We start from the raw sequence: 15763 nt of genomic DNA, 5'->3' as shown, positions 1-15763 counted from the left end.
AGGGGATTGATTCCGGTAGTTCAGGCTGACGGGTGATCCGGACCGGTCGACGTCCCCAGGCGTGGACGTCGACCGGTCGCGCTGTCAGCGGGATTCTGTCGGTATCAGGTGCCGGGTGAAGAAGCGAACCTGGCTGTCCAGTTCGTGTTCGGGAAGCCGATCGCTGTGTCCGCCCGGGTTCGCGTGCAGTGTCTTGTCCACTGACCCGAGGGCGTCGAACAGTGCCAGGCTTTGCTCCCGCGGCACCCGCTCGTCGTCCCACTGGATCAGGAACTCGACCGGCACGGTGATCCGCGCGGCGACCGCGGCGTTGGCCGAAGCCCCGCCGAGCCCCAGAACCGCGGCCCGGACCCGCGGGTCGGCGGCCACGAACGGAACACCGAGCCCACAGCCCGCCGACACCCCCCAGTAGCCGACCGGCCCGGCACCGATCCGGGCATGGACCGCGTCGATGACGGCCTGCCATTCGGGGACGGTCTGCTCAGCCGCGAGCGCCTGGAAACGAGCGATGTCCCCGACGGTGCCGGCGAGCTGGTTCAGGCGTTCGTCGGGTGCCCGGTCACCGTGGTTCGGAATGTCAGCCGACACGACGGCGAACCCGGCCGCCACGAACCGTTCGGCCCGGTACTGCACGGCGGGATGTTGTTTGTGCTGGCCACCGCCGTGCCCGATGAAGATCAACGGCGTTGCGCCGGTACGGTCGTCGCCAGCCGGAGTCCACAGCACCGCCGGAACACCGTCAACAGAGAAGACGTGCATGAGAGGAGCCTTTCGCGTGCTTTACAGCGGGCGCTCCCTCAGGCCATGCGGGGGAGGGAGTCGGTCACAGTTTCGATCGAACTCACCTCCTCAGTCAGTAGCCATGCACGGCGACCGAAAACGTAGCACGCCCGGCGGAACAGTCAGGACCAGGGGATCGACTCCCATAGGTCCGGCTGGCGGGTGAGCTGGATCAGCCGGTGTTCCAGGGTGCGGAATTCCGGGCCGCGTACCGACGCCCCCCACAGCGGTGCGCTGGACACGCCGTCGGCGGCCGCGGTCACCAGGGTCATCACGTCGCGGGGCAGGCCGTCGGCGTACAACTCGGCGTTGAGTTTGTCGGTGTCGGCGGTGACCAGGGCGGCGACCGTGGGGATGGTGGTCAGCAGGGCGATCAGGGCGATCGATTTGCGGGCGGCCACCTCGTCGTCCAACGGGGCGAGCAGGGCGCGCACGTAGGCCCGGGTGAGGCGCCCGGGGGCATCGTCGGACGGGTCGAGGCGGCTGTCGATGTCGGCGCGGAACGCTTCCAGCAGGCTGCGGACCAACTCCTGGATCAGTTCGTCCTTGCTGGCGAAATGGTAGAGCAGCCCGCCTTTGGACACTCCGGCGTGCCGGGCGATGTCGTCGAGGGACGCGTTGACGCCCCGGTTGCGGATGACCTCGCCGGCCGCGTCCAACAGCGCCCGGCGGGTGTCCGCAGGTGATCGCCCGGCTGTCCTGCCCATCGGCACAACCCCTTTCAAAGATCAAGACCAGCATTGTGTACGCCCACCGAGCCCAGTCTCCAACCCGGCTGGGGTCAGGCGTGTGGTGACGCGCTCGGGACCTCGTCGGCGGCGGCGACGGGTTCGGTGGACGGGATCAGGCGCCACGCCACCAGGGCCGCGATCGCAGTGAAGGCGGCCGCCACCAGTGATGTCGTCTGCATGGCGGCGACGAACGACTGTTTGGCCGTCTCGGCCAGGACCGGGTCGAGGACCTGAAGGGCGGAGCCGAGTGAGTCGGTGGCCGCCGCCCGGTCGGCTTCGGGAAGAGTGGCGGGCAGGTTCAGTCCGGAGCGGTAGGTGGCGGTGAGCAGTGAGCCCAGGACCGCGATGCCCAGGACCACGCCCAGTTCGTTGGCGGTTTCGGTGACCGCCGAGACGGAGCCGGCTTTGCGGGGTGGGGCGGCGGAGATGACGGCGTCACCGGCGAGGGTCATGGCCAGGCCGACGCCGAGGCCGACGGGGATGAGGCAGAGCGCTATCCACCCGTACGACGCCAGGTCTGCCGCCGGGGCGACAAGGGCCAGGCCCGCGGCTGCCACCGCGAGGGAGACGGCGATCGCGCGGCCCCGGCCGAGCCGGATGGCGATGCCGACGAGCAGGACCACGACGATCGAGGCGATGGTGGCGGGCAGTTCGGCGAGGCCGGCTTGCAGAGGGCTGAAGCCGCGGGCGAACTGCAGGTATTGGGAGAAGAAGAACAGCAGCCCGACCAGGGCGAAGATGGAGATCAGGTTGGCCAGGACGGCGCCGGAGAAGGCCGGATTGCGAAACAGGTCGACGTCGAGCATCGGGTTGGCCAGGCGGCGCTGGCGGCGCACGAACAGGACGCCGGCCACGATGCCGACGGCCAGCATCGGGCTGAGTTCGCCGTGCACCAGGTGTTTGATCGCGTAGACGATCGGGGCGACGGTGAGCAGCGACAGTGCGGCGGACGGGAAGTCGAAAGGGCCGGGGCTGGGGTCGCGGGACTCGGGCAGCAGGAAGATGCCGGTGACCACCACGAGGATCATCACGGGCACGTTGATCAGGAAGACCGAGCCCCACCAGAAGTGTTCGAGCAGGAACCCGCCGATCATCGGGCCGGCCGCGGAACCGGCGCCGAACGCGGCCGACCAGACGGCGATGGCGCGGGTGCGTTCGGCCGGGTCGGTGAAGATGTTGCGGATCAGGGACAGTGTCGACGGCAGCAGGGTGGCGCCGGCGACGCCGAGCAGCAGGCGGGCGGCGATCAGCTGGTCGGCGCTGGCGGCGAACGCGGCGAGCAGCGACACCAGGCCGAACGCGACGGCGCCGAACAGCAGCACCCGTTTGCGGCCGAACCGGTCGGCGAGGTTGCCGGCCAGGGCGAGCAGTCCGGCCAGGGCCAGGGAGTAGACGTCGCCGATCCAGAGGATCTGTTCGGCGGTGGGGCGCAGGCTCTCGGTCAGCGACGGCACCGCCAGGGCGAGCACGGTGCCGTCGATCGACAGCAGCAGAACCGCGGCGGACAGCACACCCAGGGCGGCCCAGCGGCGGGAGGCGGTGATCGGCATGCCCGAAACTGTACCGTCTGGTTGGTACAGTTTCGCAAGGCCCACCGGCGGCGAAGAACGCGAAGACCCGCACCGCGAACCCGGCCGCCGCCGGTGCTCGAACTGCTCCGCCAACCCGGGCCCATCCTGGTGGTCGCGGCGCAGCACCGGCACCATGAACCCCAGCAGCACTCCGGCGACGGTGGCGTGGATCCCGGAGGCGTGCACCAGGCCCGCGGCCAGGGGCAGCAGCAGCCACGGCGAGCGGACCCGGCGTTGCACCAGGGCCGCGAACAACCCGAGCGGGACCAGCGCCGCCAGTAGCGGCAGCAGGTGCAGAGAACTGGTGTAGAAGACGGCGATGATCAGAATGGCGAGAAGGTCGTCGACCACGGCCAGGGTCAGTAGGGGTGGTCAGCGCCGGCTCGTGGCCGGGATCTCGCCGAAGCCCGGTAGTACGCGCTGGGTGACGGTGCGGGTGGCGGCCAGCTGGGCGGCGGCCCGGCGGCGGCGTTCGGCCAGGACCGCGACCAGGAACAGCCACGGCGGGGTGCCGGGTGGTGGTTCCGGGGAGACTTTCGCGGCGACCTCGGTGAACAGGCTCTGGCCCAGGTTCGTGCGGTGTGGTTCGGCGAACTGGTGGGAGCGGGCGGCGAACTGCCGGACCGACTCGGCCAGGTCATCGCCGATCGCCGACAGGTCGGCCGTGGACGCCCAGCCCGCGAGGCCGGCCGGCATCCCGGGGACCAGGTTCCACGGGACGGGGCGGCGCTCGTGCACGACCAGGGTGCCCGCGGCCAGGTCGCCGAGACGCCGGCCACGCCGCGACGCGAGCATCGTGGTGAGGCTGCCGGCCCAGGTGATGAACGGCATCAGCAGGCCGGGCCATTCGACGGCCAGGCCGATCAGGGCGCGGGTGAAGGCGTGCCGGGCGCGGATCGGGCCGCCGTCCTCGCGGATGACGCGCAGGCCCATGACGGCTTTGCCGAGGCTGCGGCCGTTGGTGGCGGTCTCCAGCACGGTGGGGTAGCCGACGACCACGATCGCGATCAGGATCAGCCGGGCGGTCTCCGGCAGGATCAGGGTGCTGTACTCGAACGGCAGCATCTGCAGGATCACGAAGTACAGCAGGTACAGGAAGCCGCCGACCATGAACTGGATCGCGATGTCGACCATCAGGGCGAGCGCGCGTGAACCCAGGCGGGCCGGACGCACGTCGATCTCGACGGCTTCTGCGGTGGTGAGCACCCGCACAGTCAACACCAGGGGCTGCCTAGGATGCGAGCGTGGATCTGGATGCGTACGTGGCCGAGCACGGCGGCGAGTGGCGGCGCCTGGAGGTGCTGGTGTCGCGGCGGCGGCTGAAGCCGGGCGAGGCCGACGAGCTGGTGCTGCTTTATCAGCGGGCGGCCACTCATCTGTCGATCGTGCGCAGCCGCACGCCGGACGCGGTGGTGCTGGCGGATCTGTCGCGGCTGGTGCTGGCCGGCCGGGCGGCGATCACCCGCGGGAACCGGATGTCGTGGCGGCCGGCCGCGGATTTCTTCGTGGTGCGCCTGCCGGCGGCCCTGTACCTGACGCGCGGCTGGTGGCTGACCGTGATGGTGGTCATGGTGGCGGCGGTGTGGGGGCTGATCGCCTACGTGCTGGATCATCCGAGTGTGCTGACCGACTACTACGGTGGCCGGCCGGAGGAGGCGTCGCTGATCGACGACTTCGTCAACTACTACAGCGAGTACCGGGCGGGTACCTTCTTCGGCCGGGTGTGGGTGAACAACGCGATGCTGGCCGCCCAGTGCCTGGCGTCGGGCGTACTCATCCTGCCGGTGTTCTATCTGCTCGGCGCGAACCTGATCTCGATCGGCATGGTCGGTGCGGCGATGTTCGACGCGGGTGCCGGTGACATCTACCTGACCTATCTGGCGCCGCACGGTTTCCTGGAGCTGACCGCGATCTTCATCGGTGGTGGGGTGGGGTTGCGGATCGGCTGGTCGTGGATCGCGCCGGGGCCGTTGCTGACCCGCCGCGAGTCGCTGGTGCATTGGGCGCGGCACGGCATGGTGGTGGCGGTCGGGCTGGTGTTCGTGCTGCTGGTGGCCGGGATCCTGGAGGCCTGGGTGACGCCGTCGCCGTTGCCGCCGCTGGTCCGGGTCGGTATCGGCGCCGGCCTGTGGCTGCTGTTCCTGGTCTATGCCCTGCTCTGGGGCGCTAGAGCCGCCCGGAGGCCTTGAGTAGCAGGTACACGTCGGCGACCTTCCCGGCGAAGCTGTCGGCGTCGGCGTCGACCACTGTCGCGCCGGCGTGGGCGAGCACGTCACGGACCCGGTCGCGTTCGGCGAGGACCCGCTGAGCGGCGGCGGCCCGGTGCACGTCGTCGGCGCCCGGGTCGGGCGGTAACTGGGCGAGGCGGCTGATGTCCGGGTCGCGGACTCCGGCGACGATCACCTTGTGCCGGGCGGTGAGCCGGGGCAGCAGTGGCAGCAGCCCGGCGATCATCGGTGCGGTGTCGAGGGCTGTGAAGATCACCAGCAGGGCGCGTTTGCGGTCGCGGCGCAGCATCTCCCGGCCGAGCAGGGTGAAGTCGGTTTCGGCCAGGACCGGTTCCAGGCTGGCCATCGCGTCGATCAGGCGGTTCAGTTTGGTGCGCTGCCCGCCGCCTTCGACGCGGGTGCGCACGGTGCTGTCCAGGGCGATCAGGTCCACCCGGTCGTCGGCTCGGGCCGCCAGCACGCTCAGCAGCAGGGCCGCGTCGATGGACGCGTCCAGGCGGGGCACCCGCCCGATCAGGACCGAGGAGGTGCGCCCGGTGTCGAGCACGCAGAACACCCGGCGGTCGCGTTCGGGCCGCCAGGTGCGCACGACCACGTCGTTGGCGCGGGCGGTGGCCCGCCAGTCGATCGAGCGGACGTCGTCGCCGATGACGTATTCGCGAAGATTGTCGAATTCGGTGCCGTGGCCGCGGCCGCGGGTGACCATCGAGCCGTCGACGACCCGGAGGCGGGCCAGTTTCTCCGGCAGGATCCGCCGGGACGGGAACCGGGGCAGCACGCGCAGGTTCCAGGCCGGGGTGCGGGCGGTGTTCCAGCGGCGCGAGCGTTGCCGGTAGGCCAGACCGAGCGGGCCCGCCGACCGGAGCGTGACCCGGACCGCGGGCCGGTCGCCGTGCCGGGTGGGCGTGAGGGTGGTGGTGACGGGCTGTTCGTCACCGGCCGGCAGCGTGAGCGTGTGGAACAGCGGCCCGGCTCCGGCGGACGGGACCCAGGCGTCACGCAGGTTCACCCGTACCGGCCGGGGCCCGGTGTTGGCGACCGTGAGGGTCACCTGCGCCGAGCCGCCCAGCCAGACCGTGCGGTCGCCGTCGCGGCGCAGCCGAAGGCCGGGAAGTGGCCCGGCCAGCGCCATGTCGAGCAGGGCGAGCGCGATCGCGACGGCGACGACGGCGGCCGCGATCAGCCACGGTTGCGGCAGGAACACCGGCAGCGGCAGGCCGAACGCGAGCAGCAGCGCGAAACGGTGGGTGACCATCAGCGGGGTGCCGGCACCGTGGCCAGGACCGAGGCGAGGACACCTTCGACGGTGGCGCCGTCGAGTTCGGCGTCGGCGCGCAGCCGCACCCGGTGCCGCAGGGTCGGCACGGTGAACGCTTTCACGTCGTCGGGCAGCACGTATTCGCGCCCGTGCAGCCACGCGTTGGCCTTGGACACCGCGAGCAGGGCGGTGGCGCCGCGGGGGGAGGCGCCCAGTTCGAACGCCGGCGCGGCCCGGGTGGCCCGGCACAGGTCGACGATGTAGGCCAGCACCGAGTCGGCGACGTCGACGCGTTGTACGGCGTAGCGTCCGGCGATCAGGTCGGCGGGACCGGCGACCGGGGTGATCCCGGCGGCTTTCAGATCGCGGGGGTCGAAGCCGCGGTGGTGGGCGCGCAGGATGTTGAGTTCCTCGTCGCGTTGCGGCAGCGGGACCGACAGTTTCAGCAGGAACCGGTCGAGTTGGGCTTCCGGCAGCGGGTAGGTGCCCTCGTACTCGATCGGGTTCTGGGTGGCGGCGACCAGGAACGGCACCGGCAGCGGGCGGGCGGTGCCGTCGACGGTGACCTGGCGTTCCTCCATCGCTTCCAGCAGCGCGGCCTGGGTTTTCGGCGGGGTCCGGTTGATCTCGTCGGCGAGCAGCAGGTTGGTGAAGACCGGTCCGGCGCGGAAGTTGAAGGCGCCGGTGTGCGCGTCGTAGATCAGGGAGCCGGTGACGTCGCCGGGCATCAGGTCCGGGGTGAACTGCACGCGTTTGGTGTCCAGGTCCAGGGCTGCCGACAGGGCCCGGATCAGCAGGGTCTTGGCGACTCCGGGGACACCTTCGAGCAGTACGTGGCCGCCGCACAGCAGCGCGACCAGCACCCCGCCGACCACCGCGTCCTGCCCGACGACGGCTTTGCCGACTTCGGCGCGCAGCCGGCCCAGTGCCTCCCGGGCCTGGTGGGAATCGGTGTTCACGACTGCTCTCCTTCGTGGTGGTGACGCGACGCGGTGACGGTGTCGACCAGGGCCTGCAGCAGGGCGGCGGATTCGACCATGTCGGCGTTGCTGCGTGGTGGTTCGCCGTCGAGGATGTCGCGGACGTAGCGCACCGGCAGCCCGGCGTGGGCGGCGATGTCCTCGACGGGTGCGTCCGGGGGCAGGCCGAGGTGGCGGGTCAGCCGGCGGCGGGCGGCGGCGACCAGGATGTCCAGGGATTCCTGGCGGGCGCGGGCGCGCTGGTAGAGGCGGGCGTGGCCGAGCATGGTCTCGTTGGCGGGCACCCGTGACGGCAGCGGTTCGGCGACCGGGGTGCCGAGCCGGCGGGCGGCCGCCGCGGCCAGGGCGATCAGGATCAGCGCGAGCAGGGCGAGGGTGGCCCACAACGCCGGCGGGAACGCCTGGAACAGCGGATTCTTCTCGGGTCCGCGGGCTCCGCTGGTGCCGGTCGGCGTCCCAGTGGGGGTGCCGTCGCCGGGTTCGCCGGGGGCGCCTTCCTGCGGGCGTCCTTCGCCGGGCCCGGTGGCGGCCGGTGGCGGCGGTGTCTCGTACGTCGGTGGCGGGCTGGACGGCACCGGCCGGTCGCGTTCGTGGACGTCCAGCCACACCACCCGGTCGCGTTGGGACAGCAGGCCGACCGCGAGGGCGGCGTTGCCGTGTTCGCTGATCCGGTCGTCGCGGAACGGATCCGGCGACCCGACGACGGTGACCGTGTACGTGTCGTCGACCCGCATGGTGACCATCGCCCCCGCGTAGCAGACGGTGGCGTCCTCTTGGGGCTGGTAGGCGGTCCGCAGGACGGCGGCCGGCCCGGCGGCGACGGCGAGGGGGTCGGCGCAGCCCGGGACGGTCACCCGGGTGGTCCACTGGCTGCCCGCCGTCTCGACCGGCCAGTTGCTGCGCCGTAGTGCCCCATCGGAGGGGTTGACCGCCACCACCCGGGTTCCGGCAGGTAGCCCGCGCACCCGGGTCAGGTCGGCCAGGTCCGGGGTCGGCAGGAACAGGGTCACGGCCGGTCCGGTTCCGGCTGCGGTGATCGCGTCTTCGGTGCTGGTGGCGCGGTCGACCTGGATGCCCTGGGCGCGCAGTCGTTCGGCGAGGGTGCCGCCGCTGATGTCGTGGACCCGGTCGGGGGCCAGGAATGCGGGGTCGTCGGCGTCGGGAGTCTGGATCGCGTGCACGATCAGGGTGCCGGTGATCAGGGCGGTGAGGGTGGCGAACGGGATCGCCACCCGGGTCCAGCGTTTCATCGGCCCTCTCCGGCGTCGAGGGTGTCGCGGACCTCGGTGGTGAGTTCGCGCATCCGCTGGTCGTCGCCGGGACCGGCGGGTGCCCGGCCGTACCAGACGCCGGAGAACAGGCCGGTCGCTCCGGTCAGGGCGGGCCCGACGCCGGGGCGGCCGGTGGTGGCGTCGGTGGTCAGTTCGGCGGCGGTGGTGCCCGGTTCGGGGTCGATGACGCCGGCCCGGGTCAGGTCGGCGACGGTGTCGCGCAGGCGTTCCCGGATGGCTTCGGCATAGCGGCCCTGGCCGGCGAGTTGGTCGGCCAGGCTGCTGCGGGTCTGCTTCACGGTTTCCGGTGACGACGTAGCCTGCTTCTCGGTGCTCCGTTTTGCCCGTTTGATGCGCTTTGTTCGTGGCTTCCGCTGACGGCGCCACGTGAATCGCGGCAGGCGCCGGGGAATCCACGCCGGGAAGAAATACCAGCCGGCCGCCACCAGTGCGGTCACGGCGAGCAGGATCAACAGCATCAGCGGCGGCGGTACGACGGTGAACAGTTCGCCGAGCAACTCCTCGTACGCTCTCACCGTTTCACCACCAGTGCCGCCGCCGGATCGGTGCCACGACTACGGGCCCGGTTGACGGCGATGTCGAGTCCTTCGGTCCGGATTCGGATCTCCAGCAGCAGCACGGCGTTCAGGCAGGCCAGGGCCGCGTACGCCACCGCGTTGGCCAGGGTCCACGCCACCGGCACCGCCCACACCAGCCAGGATGCCCCGGACACGCTCTGGAACAGGTCGGCCACCGCGATCCAGCCGCTGCCCAGTGCCGTCCGCACCACCGCCCACGTCAGGTAGCCGAGGATCAGCACGCCGACGCCGCGCATGCCGCCGCGGGTGGCTCGTCCGGCCGCCCGGGCCACCGCGGTCAGCGGATTGGCCGGCCGGTCGACGGTCAGCACCGCGGTCGCCAGGGCGGTGACGCCGTACACCAGCGGCCACAGCACCAGCCCGGCCAGCGCCGCCGTCCCGGACAGCACCGCCACCAGCAGTGCGATCGCCACCGCCGGTACCGGCCGGATCCGTTTGAACAGGGCCAGATGCCCGACGGCCCGGCCGAGCAGGGCCGGCCCGGCCGCGGCACCGGCGTAGGCGGCCAGCAGCGCGATGATGAACGCCTCGACGGCGAAGCCGAGCCCGATCACCGGCCACCAGGACGGTTCACTGAGGCGTGGTGGCAGGTAGTAGAACGGCGGTTCCATCCCGGAGTAGGCGCGCAGCCCGAACAGCAGGATCTGTTCGCCCGCGGCCAGCACGAGGGCGACCGGAATCAGCGGCAGGGCCCGCTGCCGGAGCAGGGCCACCGCCGCGTCCAGGGTCTCGCCCGCGGTCATCGCCCGCAGAGCGACGATCCCGACCTCCCCGTTCGACCGCATGGCGGGCATCCTAGGTCACAGCGTGTGGCAAGGTTTACGCACATGCGACTCTCGATCTGGCCGGGTACCGCCCAGCCGTACTCCGATGTCCTGGAGGTGGCCCGGCACGCCGCCGACACCGGTTGGGACGGTGTCTGGGCCGCCGACCACTTCATGCCCAACCTGCCGTCCGGCGAGCGCCCGCAGACTCCGATGCTGGAGGCCGGTTCGCTGGTGGCGGCGCTGGGCGCGCTGGTTCCGCGGGTGACGGTCGGCACGCTGGTCTACGGCAACACCTACCGTCATCCGGCGGTGCTGGCGAACATGGCCGCCACCACCGACCACATCAGCGGCGGCCGTTTCGTCCTCGGTGTCGGTGCGGGCTGGCAGGTCAACGAGCACGAGCAGTACGGCATCGAACTACCGCCGGTCAAGCAGCTCCTGGACCGTTTCGAGGAGGCCCTGCAGGTGCTGGTCGGCCTGTTGCGCACCCCGACGACCACGTTCAAGGGCGAGTACTACCAGCTCACCGACGCCGTCTGCGATCCCAAACCGGTGCAGACCCCGCTCCCGATCATGGTCGGGGCCAAGGGTGAGAAACGGATGCTGCGGATGGTCGCCGAGTATGCCGACCAGTGGAACACCTGGGGCCTGCCCGACGTGATCGCCCACAAGTCGAAGGTCCTCGACGATCACTGCGCCGCGGCGGGCCGCGACCCGAAGTCGATCCTGCGGACCGCGCAGGCCCTGGTCAGCGTCGACACCCCGCTGCCGGACAGCTTGCGCGCTCCCGCTTACGGCGGCTCTCCCGACGCGGTAGCGGCGACGATCGAGGAATACCGCAAGATCGGGCTGGACGAGCTGATCATCCCCGACGGTCTGCTGGGCACCGGCGCCACCCGGCAGAAGGCCATGGACAAAATCCTCGCTCTGGTACGGGATTAGAAAGTCCCGTACCCACCACGCCAGGCAGGCGGTCCGTCACCACTGCCCCGCGACCGCCGGGCGTGAGCGGTCCGATCGCCAACGGCGCCGCGCGGACACCTGCGGCCGGCGCCGGCGCTGGGCGGATCGCGTGCAGGCGGTCGCCTACCGGCTCGGGTTAGTGGGGTTCAGCTCAGCAAGTCGATGGTGGTGACGCTGGTGGCGGTGGCGTGCTGGTGTAGCCACCACAGCAGTGCGAGGTCTTGCCAGGGCAGTCCGACGGGTGCGTAGACGCTGACGCGCGGGCCGTGGTGTGCGGGGAGGTCACCGCGGAGGACGTCGGTGAGGGTGCCGGCTGCGGCGGTGGCGTCGAGGCCGGCGTTGCCGAGCGCGCCGGCGGCGCAGGCCAGGTCGAGGTCGTCGACGATGACCCGGGCGTCGCGGAGCAGGTCGGCTGACAGTTCGGTCTTGCCGGGTTCGTCGGCGCCGAGGCTGGTCAGGTGTTGTCCAGCGTGGGTGTCGGCGGCGTGCAGCACGGGTTGGCGTGACCAGGTGGCCAGGACGACGACGTCGACTCGGGCGGCCACGGCGCGGGCGTTGTCGCTCAGGTGTGGGGTCAGCTGGCGGGCGCGGGTGGGATCGAGGTCGTAGGCGGTGGTGTGTCGCCATGGCCGTAGGTGGCGCAGCCCGGTCCAGGTGGTGCGGGCTTGGGCGCCGGCGCCGATGAAACCGAGGGTGTCGGCATCGGGGTGGGCGAGGGTGTGGGTGGCCAGTGCGGCGGCCAGGCCGGTGCGCCAGGCGGTGAGCCTGGAGGAGTCGGCCAGGGCGAGTAGTTCTCCGGTGTGCAGGTCGTGCAGGCAGACGACGCCGCGTAGGGCGGGTGTGGCGTCGGGGAATTTCGCGTTGACTTTGACGGTGTATGCAGGGATGCCGGGCAGGAGCCCGGGCATCAGGCACGTCGCGGTGCCGGGGCCGGGCAGGTCGGTGCGGATCCGCAAGGGTGCCGGCGACGCCGGGGATACTCGGAATCCGTCTCGGAGCAGCGCCAGTACGTCGCCGACGTCGATGAGGTCGTCGATCTGTGATCGGGTCAGCATCATGGTCACGCCATCAGTATCGAGGTGGCGTCTCGTTGCCTGTGCCTTGCCGATTGCCGGCATCGGCTCATGTACCGGGACGGGGCCCCGTTCTCGCCGGCGGCCAGGCAAGCCGTGCGCAGGTCACTGGCGTCGATGTCGGCGCCCCGCACAGTTCGGGCCGCGACGTGTCCTGGACGCTGCGAGCAGCTGTGCGACGACGTGCTCGTGCGGTCGCAGCGGCGTCCATCCAGGTCCGATCATGGGTACACAGTAGAAATAGAGTGCCGGGGTGGCTATCTCGATGGCGGTGGGGACGCGGCGGCGGGTGCGGCGGGCGTTTCGGGCGGGCAGTGCACTGGATCTTGGTGGGGCGTACGTCGAGGCCCGGCTTTTGGTGGACCTGCTGCGTGGTGGTGGTGGTGGGCGGCTGGATCTGGCCGGTGCGCGCATCGTCGGGGAGCTGGATCTGACCGGGGTGCGGGTGGAGACGCCGGTGCGGTTGCGGGGCTGCGTGTCGGAGGATCGGCTGGTTCTGGAGCAGGCGGATCTGGTGGCGGTGGATCTGGACGGGTGCACGTTCGCCGGGGTTCAGGGCGGTGGGGTGCGGGTCGCCGGTGACCTGGTGGCTCGGGACGCGAGCATCGGTGGGGACGTGTGGTTGCTGTCGGCCCGGGTGGGTGGGGTGGTCGAGTGGGACCGCAGCCGGGTGGACGGTGCGGTGTTCGTACAACGCTCGGAGATCGGGGGTGGTCTGCATGTGCGGGATGCCGTGCTCGGGCGGGGGCTGCGGGTGGCGGGTGCCCGGATCGGGGTGAACGTGGATCTGAGCCGGGCGCGGATCGGTCCGGCTCCGGATTCCGGGGCGGCGATCACCGGTGGCGGGCTGGTGGTCGGTGGTGCGGTGTTCGGCCACGATCTGGTCGCCGGGGGCGAGATTCACCTGGTGGGGGCGCAGGTCACCGGTGCGGTGACGTTGCAGAACACCACGTTGCGCGGCCGGGACGGCGGCCACTCGCTGCTGTTGATCGAGGCGCAGATGCGGTTGCTGACGTTGCGGCCGGCGCCGGATTCGGCCGGGACGATCAGTCTGCGCGACGCTCGGGTCGGCCGGCTGGTCGACGATCCGGTGAACTGGCCGCCGGGTTGCCGGATCGAACTGGACGGGCTGACCTACGAGCGGTTGAGCCGCCGAACGGAAGACACCGCGCAGTGGTCGGCGCGGCAGCGCCTGGCGTGGATGGCCCGGTTCGTGCTCGGGTCGGCGCCCGGCCCGTACGACCAGCTGGCGGCAGCTCTGGCGCGCGACGGCCGGGAGCAGGAGGCGCGCCGGGTGCGGGTGGTGCGGGAACGGCGCCGTCATCGGGCGATGGGCTGGGCGGGCGCGGTGTGGGGTGCGGTGCAGGACGCCGGGATCGGGTTCGGGTACCGGCCGGGCCGGGCACTGTTGTGGCTGCTGGCGGTGGTGGCCGGCAGTACCGGCTGGTTCGCGTGGTCGGGTCCGTTGCGGGCGGTGAAGGCCGATGAGGCGCCGACGTGGGATCCGTTCCTCTACAGCGTGGACATCCTGGTGCCGCTGCTGGACCTGGGCCACGACAAGGCGTTCGACCCGGTGGGCGCGGACAAGGCGGTGGCCCTGGCGGTGCTGGCCACCGGCTGGATCCTGGCGACGACGGTGCTGGCCGGCGCCGGGCGCACCTTGGGCCGCGGGGGACAATGACCTCCCGGTACGCCGGTGCGGCCTCCCGGGATGGTTGATCATGGCTTGACGGTCCGATTCGGCCTCGCCTCGCGATCAAGACTTCATGATTGACATCACTCTGTGTATCGATACGGTGCGCCACGCCATCTCGATCATGTTTCCGCTTCTGCCGCGAAGCCGGGTGATGCCCTAGAGACGGTCGCCGACCGGTGTCGGCCCGTGTGCGGGACGGGGCGGCCGGGTCCGGAAGTACGCGTTGGCCGACGGCACGAACATCAGGACACACCCGCAGAGCACGGCGGCGACGTGCACCACGCGGCTGCCGCCGAACAGCAGGTCGACGGCTCCGGAGTTCCGGACCGCCTCGTTGATCGAGTTGCCTTCGGCCAGCCAGAGGACGGGGTCCGCGGTCAACGACAAAGTACCGAGCAGACCCAGCGCTCCGGTGAGGACCCATCGGGCCCACCGCTGGCCCGAGTACATCCGCACCACGACCAGAACGGCCGCGATGAACACGACGGCCCGGACAGTCACGCCGATGACGGAGCCGCCGGCCGCCCGGCCGCTCGTCACGATCAGGACGGTCTCGAAGACCCCTGCACCGATCGCCACGAGCCACATCGTGCGTGCTGTTCGTATGGTGATCGGGACCTGCTCGGCAATTCGCATCCTCCAAGCATTTCGGCCCGGCCGGCCCCCGTCGATCCTGCTGGCCCCCGAGTGCGTGCTGGTGCCAGGTCTACCGGTCCGCTACGTCCTTTCCGTGATCCGGGTGCGCGTATCTGCGCCGCAGTGACATTCCGTAGTCGAGCGGGCCCGTGTCCGGTGGGGCCCGTTCGGCCTGAGTTCGCGGAGCTGGCGCGGGGGACAGCTTCTCGGCCACCGGTGCGACGGTGACGGGGCGCTCACGCCCGGCGGGCGCGGGACGGCCCGGGCGGGCCGCCTGCCGTGCGGGGTGGGGGCGGGGCTGTGGGTAGGCGCACTTCCCCCGGTCGTGGTTTTTTGGTTCGGGCCCGGGGGAGCGCCTACAGTGCGCGCGTGGGACGAGTTCTGCTGGTCACCGGGGGAAGCGGGTCGTTGGGGCGCCGGGTGATGGCGCGTGCGGCGGCAGCCGGCTGGGACGCGGTGGGGACGTATGTGTCGGCGGCGTGTGCGACCGCTACCGTGCGCCTGGACATCCGGGATCGGGACGCGGTCCGGCGGGTGGTGGCCGCGGTGCGGCCGGATGCGATCGTGCACGCCGCGGCGGGGCGTGATCGTAACGACTGGGCGGCTACCGCTGACGGGGCGGCGCATGTGGCGCTGGCGGCGGCCGGGGTTCGGCTGGTGCATGTCTCCAGTGACGCGGTGTTCAGTGGGCGGCTGGGGGAGTACGGCGAGGACGCTGTGCCGGATCCGGTGTATGCGTACGGGGCCGCGAAGGCCGCCGCCGAGACCGCGGTGCGGGCTGTCGATCCGTCGGCGGCGGTCGTGCGGACCTCGCTGATCCTGGGGGACGGTAACGGCGCGCACGAGATCCTGACCCGGGATCTGATCGCCGGGCGGGTGCGCGGGGCGTTGTTCACCGATGAGATCCGCAAGCCGGTGCACGTCGACGATCTGGCTGACGCGCTTCTCGAACTGGCCGCCGGTGACTATGCGGGGGTGCTGAACGTGGCCGGTGCGGATGCGGTCAGCCGTTATGACCTGGGGGTTCTGGTGGCGCGCCGGGACGGCTTGGACGAGACGGCGATTCCGGCGGGGTCGCTGGCGGCGCTGGGGCTGGCCCGGCCGGCGGATCTGCGGTTGCGGACCGGCCGGGCCCGGGCGTTGTTGTCGGTGCGGTTGCGGGGTGCCACGGAATTCGTTCGCTCCGGTCGGGGCTGAGCACGATACTGGC

The 15763-nt window shown here is 71.4% G+C and carries 15 protein-coding genes; 4 read left to right on the top strand and 11 right to left on the bottom strand.

The window, feature by feature from the left end; genetic code table 11:
• Positions 1–84 precede the first annotated feature (84 nt).
• The 4 genes from BLU81_RS10385 to BLU81_RS10370 all read right to left on the bottom strand — a co-directional run bounded on the left by BLU81_RS10385 (position 85) and on the right by BLU81_RS10370 (position 4303).
• Positions 85–759 (bottom strand): dienelactone hydrolase family protein, encoded by a 675-nt coding sequence (locus BLU81_RS10385; protein ID WP_092543810.1) that lies wholly within the window; start codon positions 757–759, stop codon positions 85–87.
• Positions 760–902: 143 nt separating this feature from the next.
• Positions 903–1487, bottom strand: a complete 585-nt coding sequence (locus BLU81_RS10380; protein WP_092543808.1) for a TetR/AcrR family transcriptional regulator — start codon at positions 1485–1487, stop codon at positions 903–905.
• A 74-nt stretch (positions 1488–1561) separates the two neighbouring features.
• Entirely contained in the window at positions 1562–3439 is a 1878-nt protein-coding gene (locus BLU81_RS10375; RefSeq protein ID WP_269461098.1) for an MFS transporter, read from the bottom strand.
• A 15-nt stretch (positions 3440–3454) separates the two neighbouring features.
• Positions 3455–4303 carry an RDD family protein gene (locus BLU81_RS10370; RefSeq protein WP_231954385.1) on the bottom strand — a complete coding sequence of 283 codons (849 nt, stop codon included), beginning with the start codon at positions 4301–4303 and terminating at the stop codon, positions 3455–3457.
• A 23-nt stretch (positions 4304–4326) separates the two neighbouring features.
• On the opposite strand from BLU81_RS10370, the gene BLU81_RS10365 reads away from it, so the two are divergent.
• Positions 4327–5271 carry a stage II sporulation protein M gene (locus BLU81_RS10365; protein ID WP_092543804.1) on the top strand — a complete coding sequence of 315 codons (945 nt, stop codon included), beginning with the start codon at positions 4327–4329 and terminating at the stop codon, positions 5269–5271.
• Here the strand turns inward: BLU81_RS10365 and BLU81_RS10360 are convergent.
• The 5 genes from BLU81_RS10360 to BLU81_RS10340 are packed head-to-tail and all read right to left on the bottom strand — an operon-like array spanning position 5249 to position 10203.
• Entirely contained in the window at positions 5249–6565 is a 1317-nt protein-coding gene (locus BLU81_RS10360) for a DUF58 domain-containing protein (RefSeq protein WP_092543802.1), read from the bottom strand. The two genes, BLU81_RS10365 and BLU81_RS10360, sit on opposite strands and share 23 nt — an antisense overlap.
• The gene (locus BLU81_RS10355; RefSeq protein ID WP_092543800.1) at positions 6565–7527 is read right to left on the bottom strand and encodes an AAA family ATPase; all 963 of its coding nucleotides are present in this window, start codon (positions 7525–7527) and stop codon (positions 6565–6567) included. Before BLU81_RS10355 ends, BLU81_RS10360 begins: the two co-directional genes overlap by 1 nt.
• Complete coding sequence (locus BLU81_RS10350; RefSeq protein WP_092543798.1) at positions 7524–8798, bottom strand: DUF4350 domain-containing protein; 1275 nt, start codon at positions 8796–8798, stop codon at positions 7524–7526. The genes BLU81_RS10355 and BLU81_RS10350 overlap by 4 nt, the downstream gene beginning before the upstream one ends.
• Complete coding sequence (locus BLU81_RS10345) at positions 8795–9355, bottom strand: DUF4129 domain-containing protein (RefSeq protein WP_231954384.1); 561 nt, start codon at positions 9353–9355, stop codon at positions 8795–8797. The genes BLU81_RS10350 and BLU81_RS10345 overlap by 4 nt, the downstream gene beginning before the upstream one ends.
• Positions 9352–10203, bottom strand: coding sequence for a hypothetical protein (locus BLU81_RS10340; protein ID WP_092543796.1), 852 nt, complete (start codon positions 10201–10203; stop codon positions 9352–9354). Before BLU81_RS10340 ends, BLU81_RS10345 begins: the two co-directional genes overlap by 4 nt.
• A gap of 42 nt (positions 10204–10245) precedes the next feature.
• Here BLU81_RS10340 and BLU81_RS10335 point away from each other — a divergent pair, with 42 nt between their 5' ends.
• Entirely contained in the window at positions 10246–11127 is an 882-nt protein-coding gene (locus BLU81_RS10335) for a TIGR03560 family F420-dependent LLM class oxidoreductase (protein ID WP_092543794.1), read from the top strand.
• Between the two features lie 167 nt (positions 11128–11294).
• Here BLU81_RS10335 and BLU81_RS10330 read toward each other — a convergent pair whose 3' ends face one another.
• Positions 11295–12206, bottom strand: coding sequence for an ornithine cyclodeaminase family protein (locus BLU81_RS10330; RefSeq protein WP_092556875.1), 912 nt, complete (start codon positions 12204–12206; stop codon positions 11295–11297).
• 268 nt (positions 12207–12474) lie between these two features.
• On the opposite strand from BLU81_RS10330, the gene BLU81_RS10325 reads away from it, so the two are divergent.
• Positions 12475–13902, top strand: coding sequence for a hypothetical protein (locus BLU81_RS10325; RefSeq protein WP_157751454.1), 1428 nt, complete (start codon positions 12475–12477; stop codon positions 13900–13902).
• Positions 13903–14073: 171 nt separating this feature from the next.
• Here the strand turns inward: BLU81_RS10325 and BLU81_RS10320 are convergent, their stop codons facing one another.
• Entirely contained in the window at positions 14074–14496 is a 423-nt protein-coding gene (locus BLU81_RS10320) for a hypothetical protein (RefSeq protein ID WP_157751453.1), read from the bottom strand.
• A 426-nt stretch (positions 14497–14922) separates the two neighbouring features.
• Between BLU81_RS10320 and BLU81_RS10315 the strand changes: the two genes are divergently transcribed.
• Entirely contained in the window at positions 14923–15750 is an 828-nt protein-coding gene (locus tag BLU81_RS10315; protein WP_092543787.1) for a sugar nucleotide-binding protein, read from the top strand.
• The last annotated feature ends 13 nt before the right edge of the window (positions 15751–15763 follow it).

Source organism: Actinoplanes derwentensis, from assembly GCF_900104725.1.
Lineage (GTDB): Bacteria > Actinomycetota > Actinomycetes > Mycobacteriales > Micromonosporaceae > Actinoplanes > Actinoplanes derwentensis.
Note: the sequence above shows the minus strand (reverse complement) of the source record. Positions and strands in the feature narration are given on the sequence as shown.

Bases quoted from the DNA above. Each gene is read 5' to 3' on its own strand.
- BLU81_RS10385 (WP_092543810.1), bottom strand. From the start codon at position 759: ATGCACGTCTTCTCTGTTGACGGTGTTCCGGCGGTGCTGTGGACTCCG.
- BLU81_RS10380 (WP_092543808.1), bottom strand. From the start codon at position 1,487: ATGGGCAGGACAGCCGGGCGATCACCTGCGGACACCCGCCGGGCGCTG.
- BLU81_RS10360 (WP_092543802.1), bottom strand. From the start codon at position 6,565: ATGGTCACCCACCGTTTCGCGCTGCTGCTCGCGTTCGGCCTGCCGCTG.
- BLU81_RS10350 (WP_092543798.1), bottom strand. From the start codon at position 8,798: ATGAAACGCTGGACCCGGGTGGCGATCCCGTTCGCCACCCTCACCGCC.
- BLU81_RS10340 (WP_092543796.1), bottom strand. From the start codon at position 10,203: ATGCGGTCGAACGGGGAGGTCGGGATCGTCGCTCTGCGGGCGATGACC.
- BLU81_RS10335 (WP_092543794.1), top strand. From the start codon at position 10,246: ATGCGACTCTCGATCTGGCCGGGTACCGCCCAGCCGTACTCCGATGTC.
- BLU81_RS10330 (WP_092556875.1), bottom strand. From the start codon at position 12,206: ATGATGCTGACCCGATCACAGATCGACGACCTCATCGACGTCGGCGAC.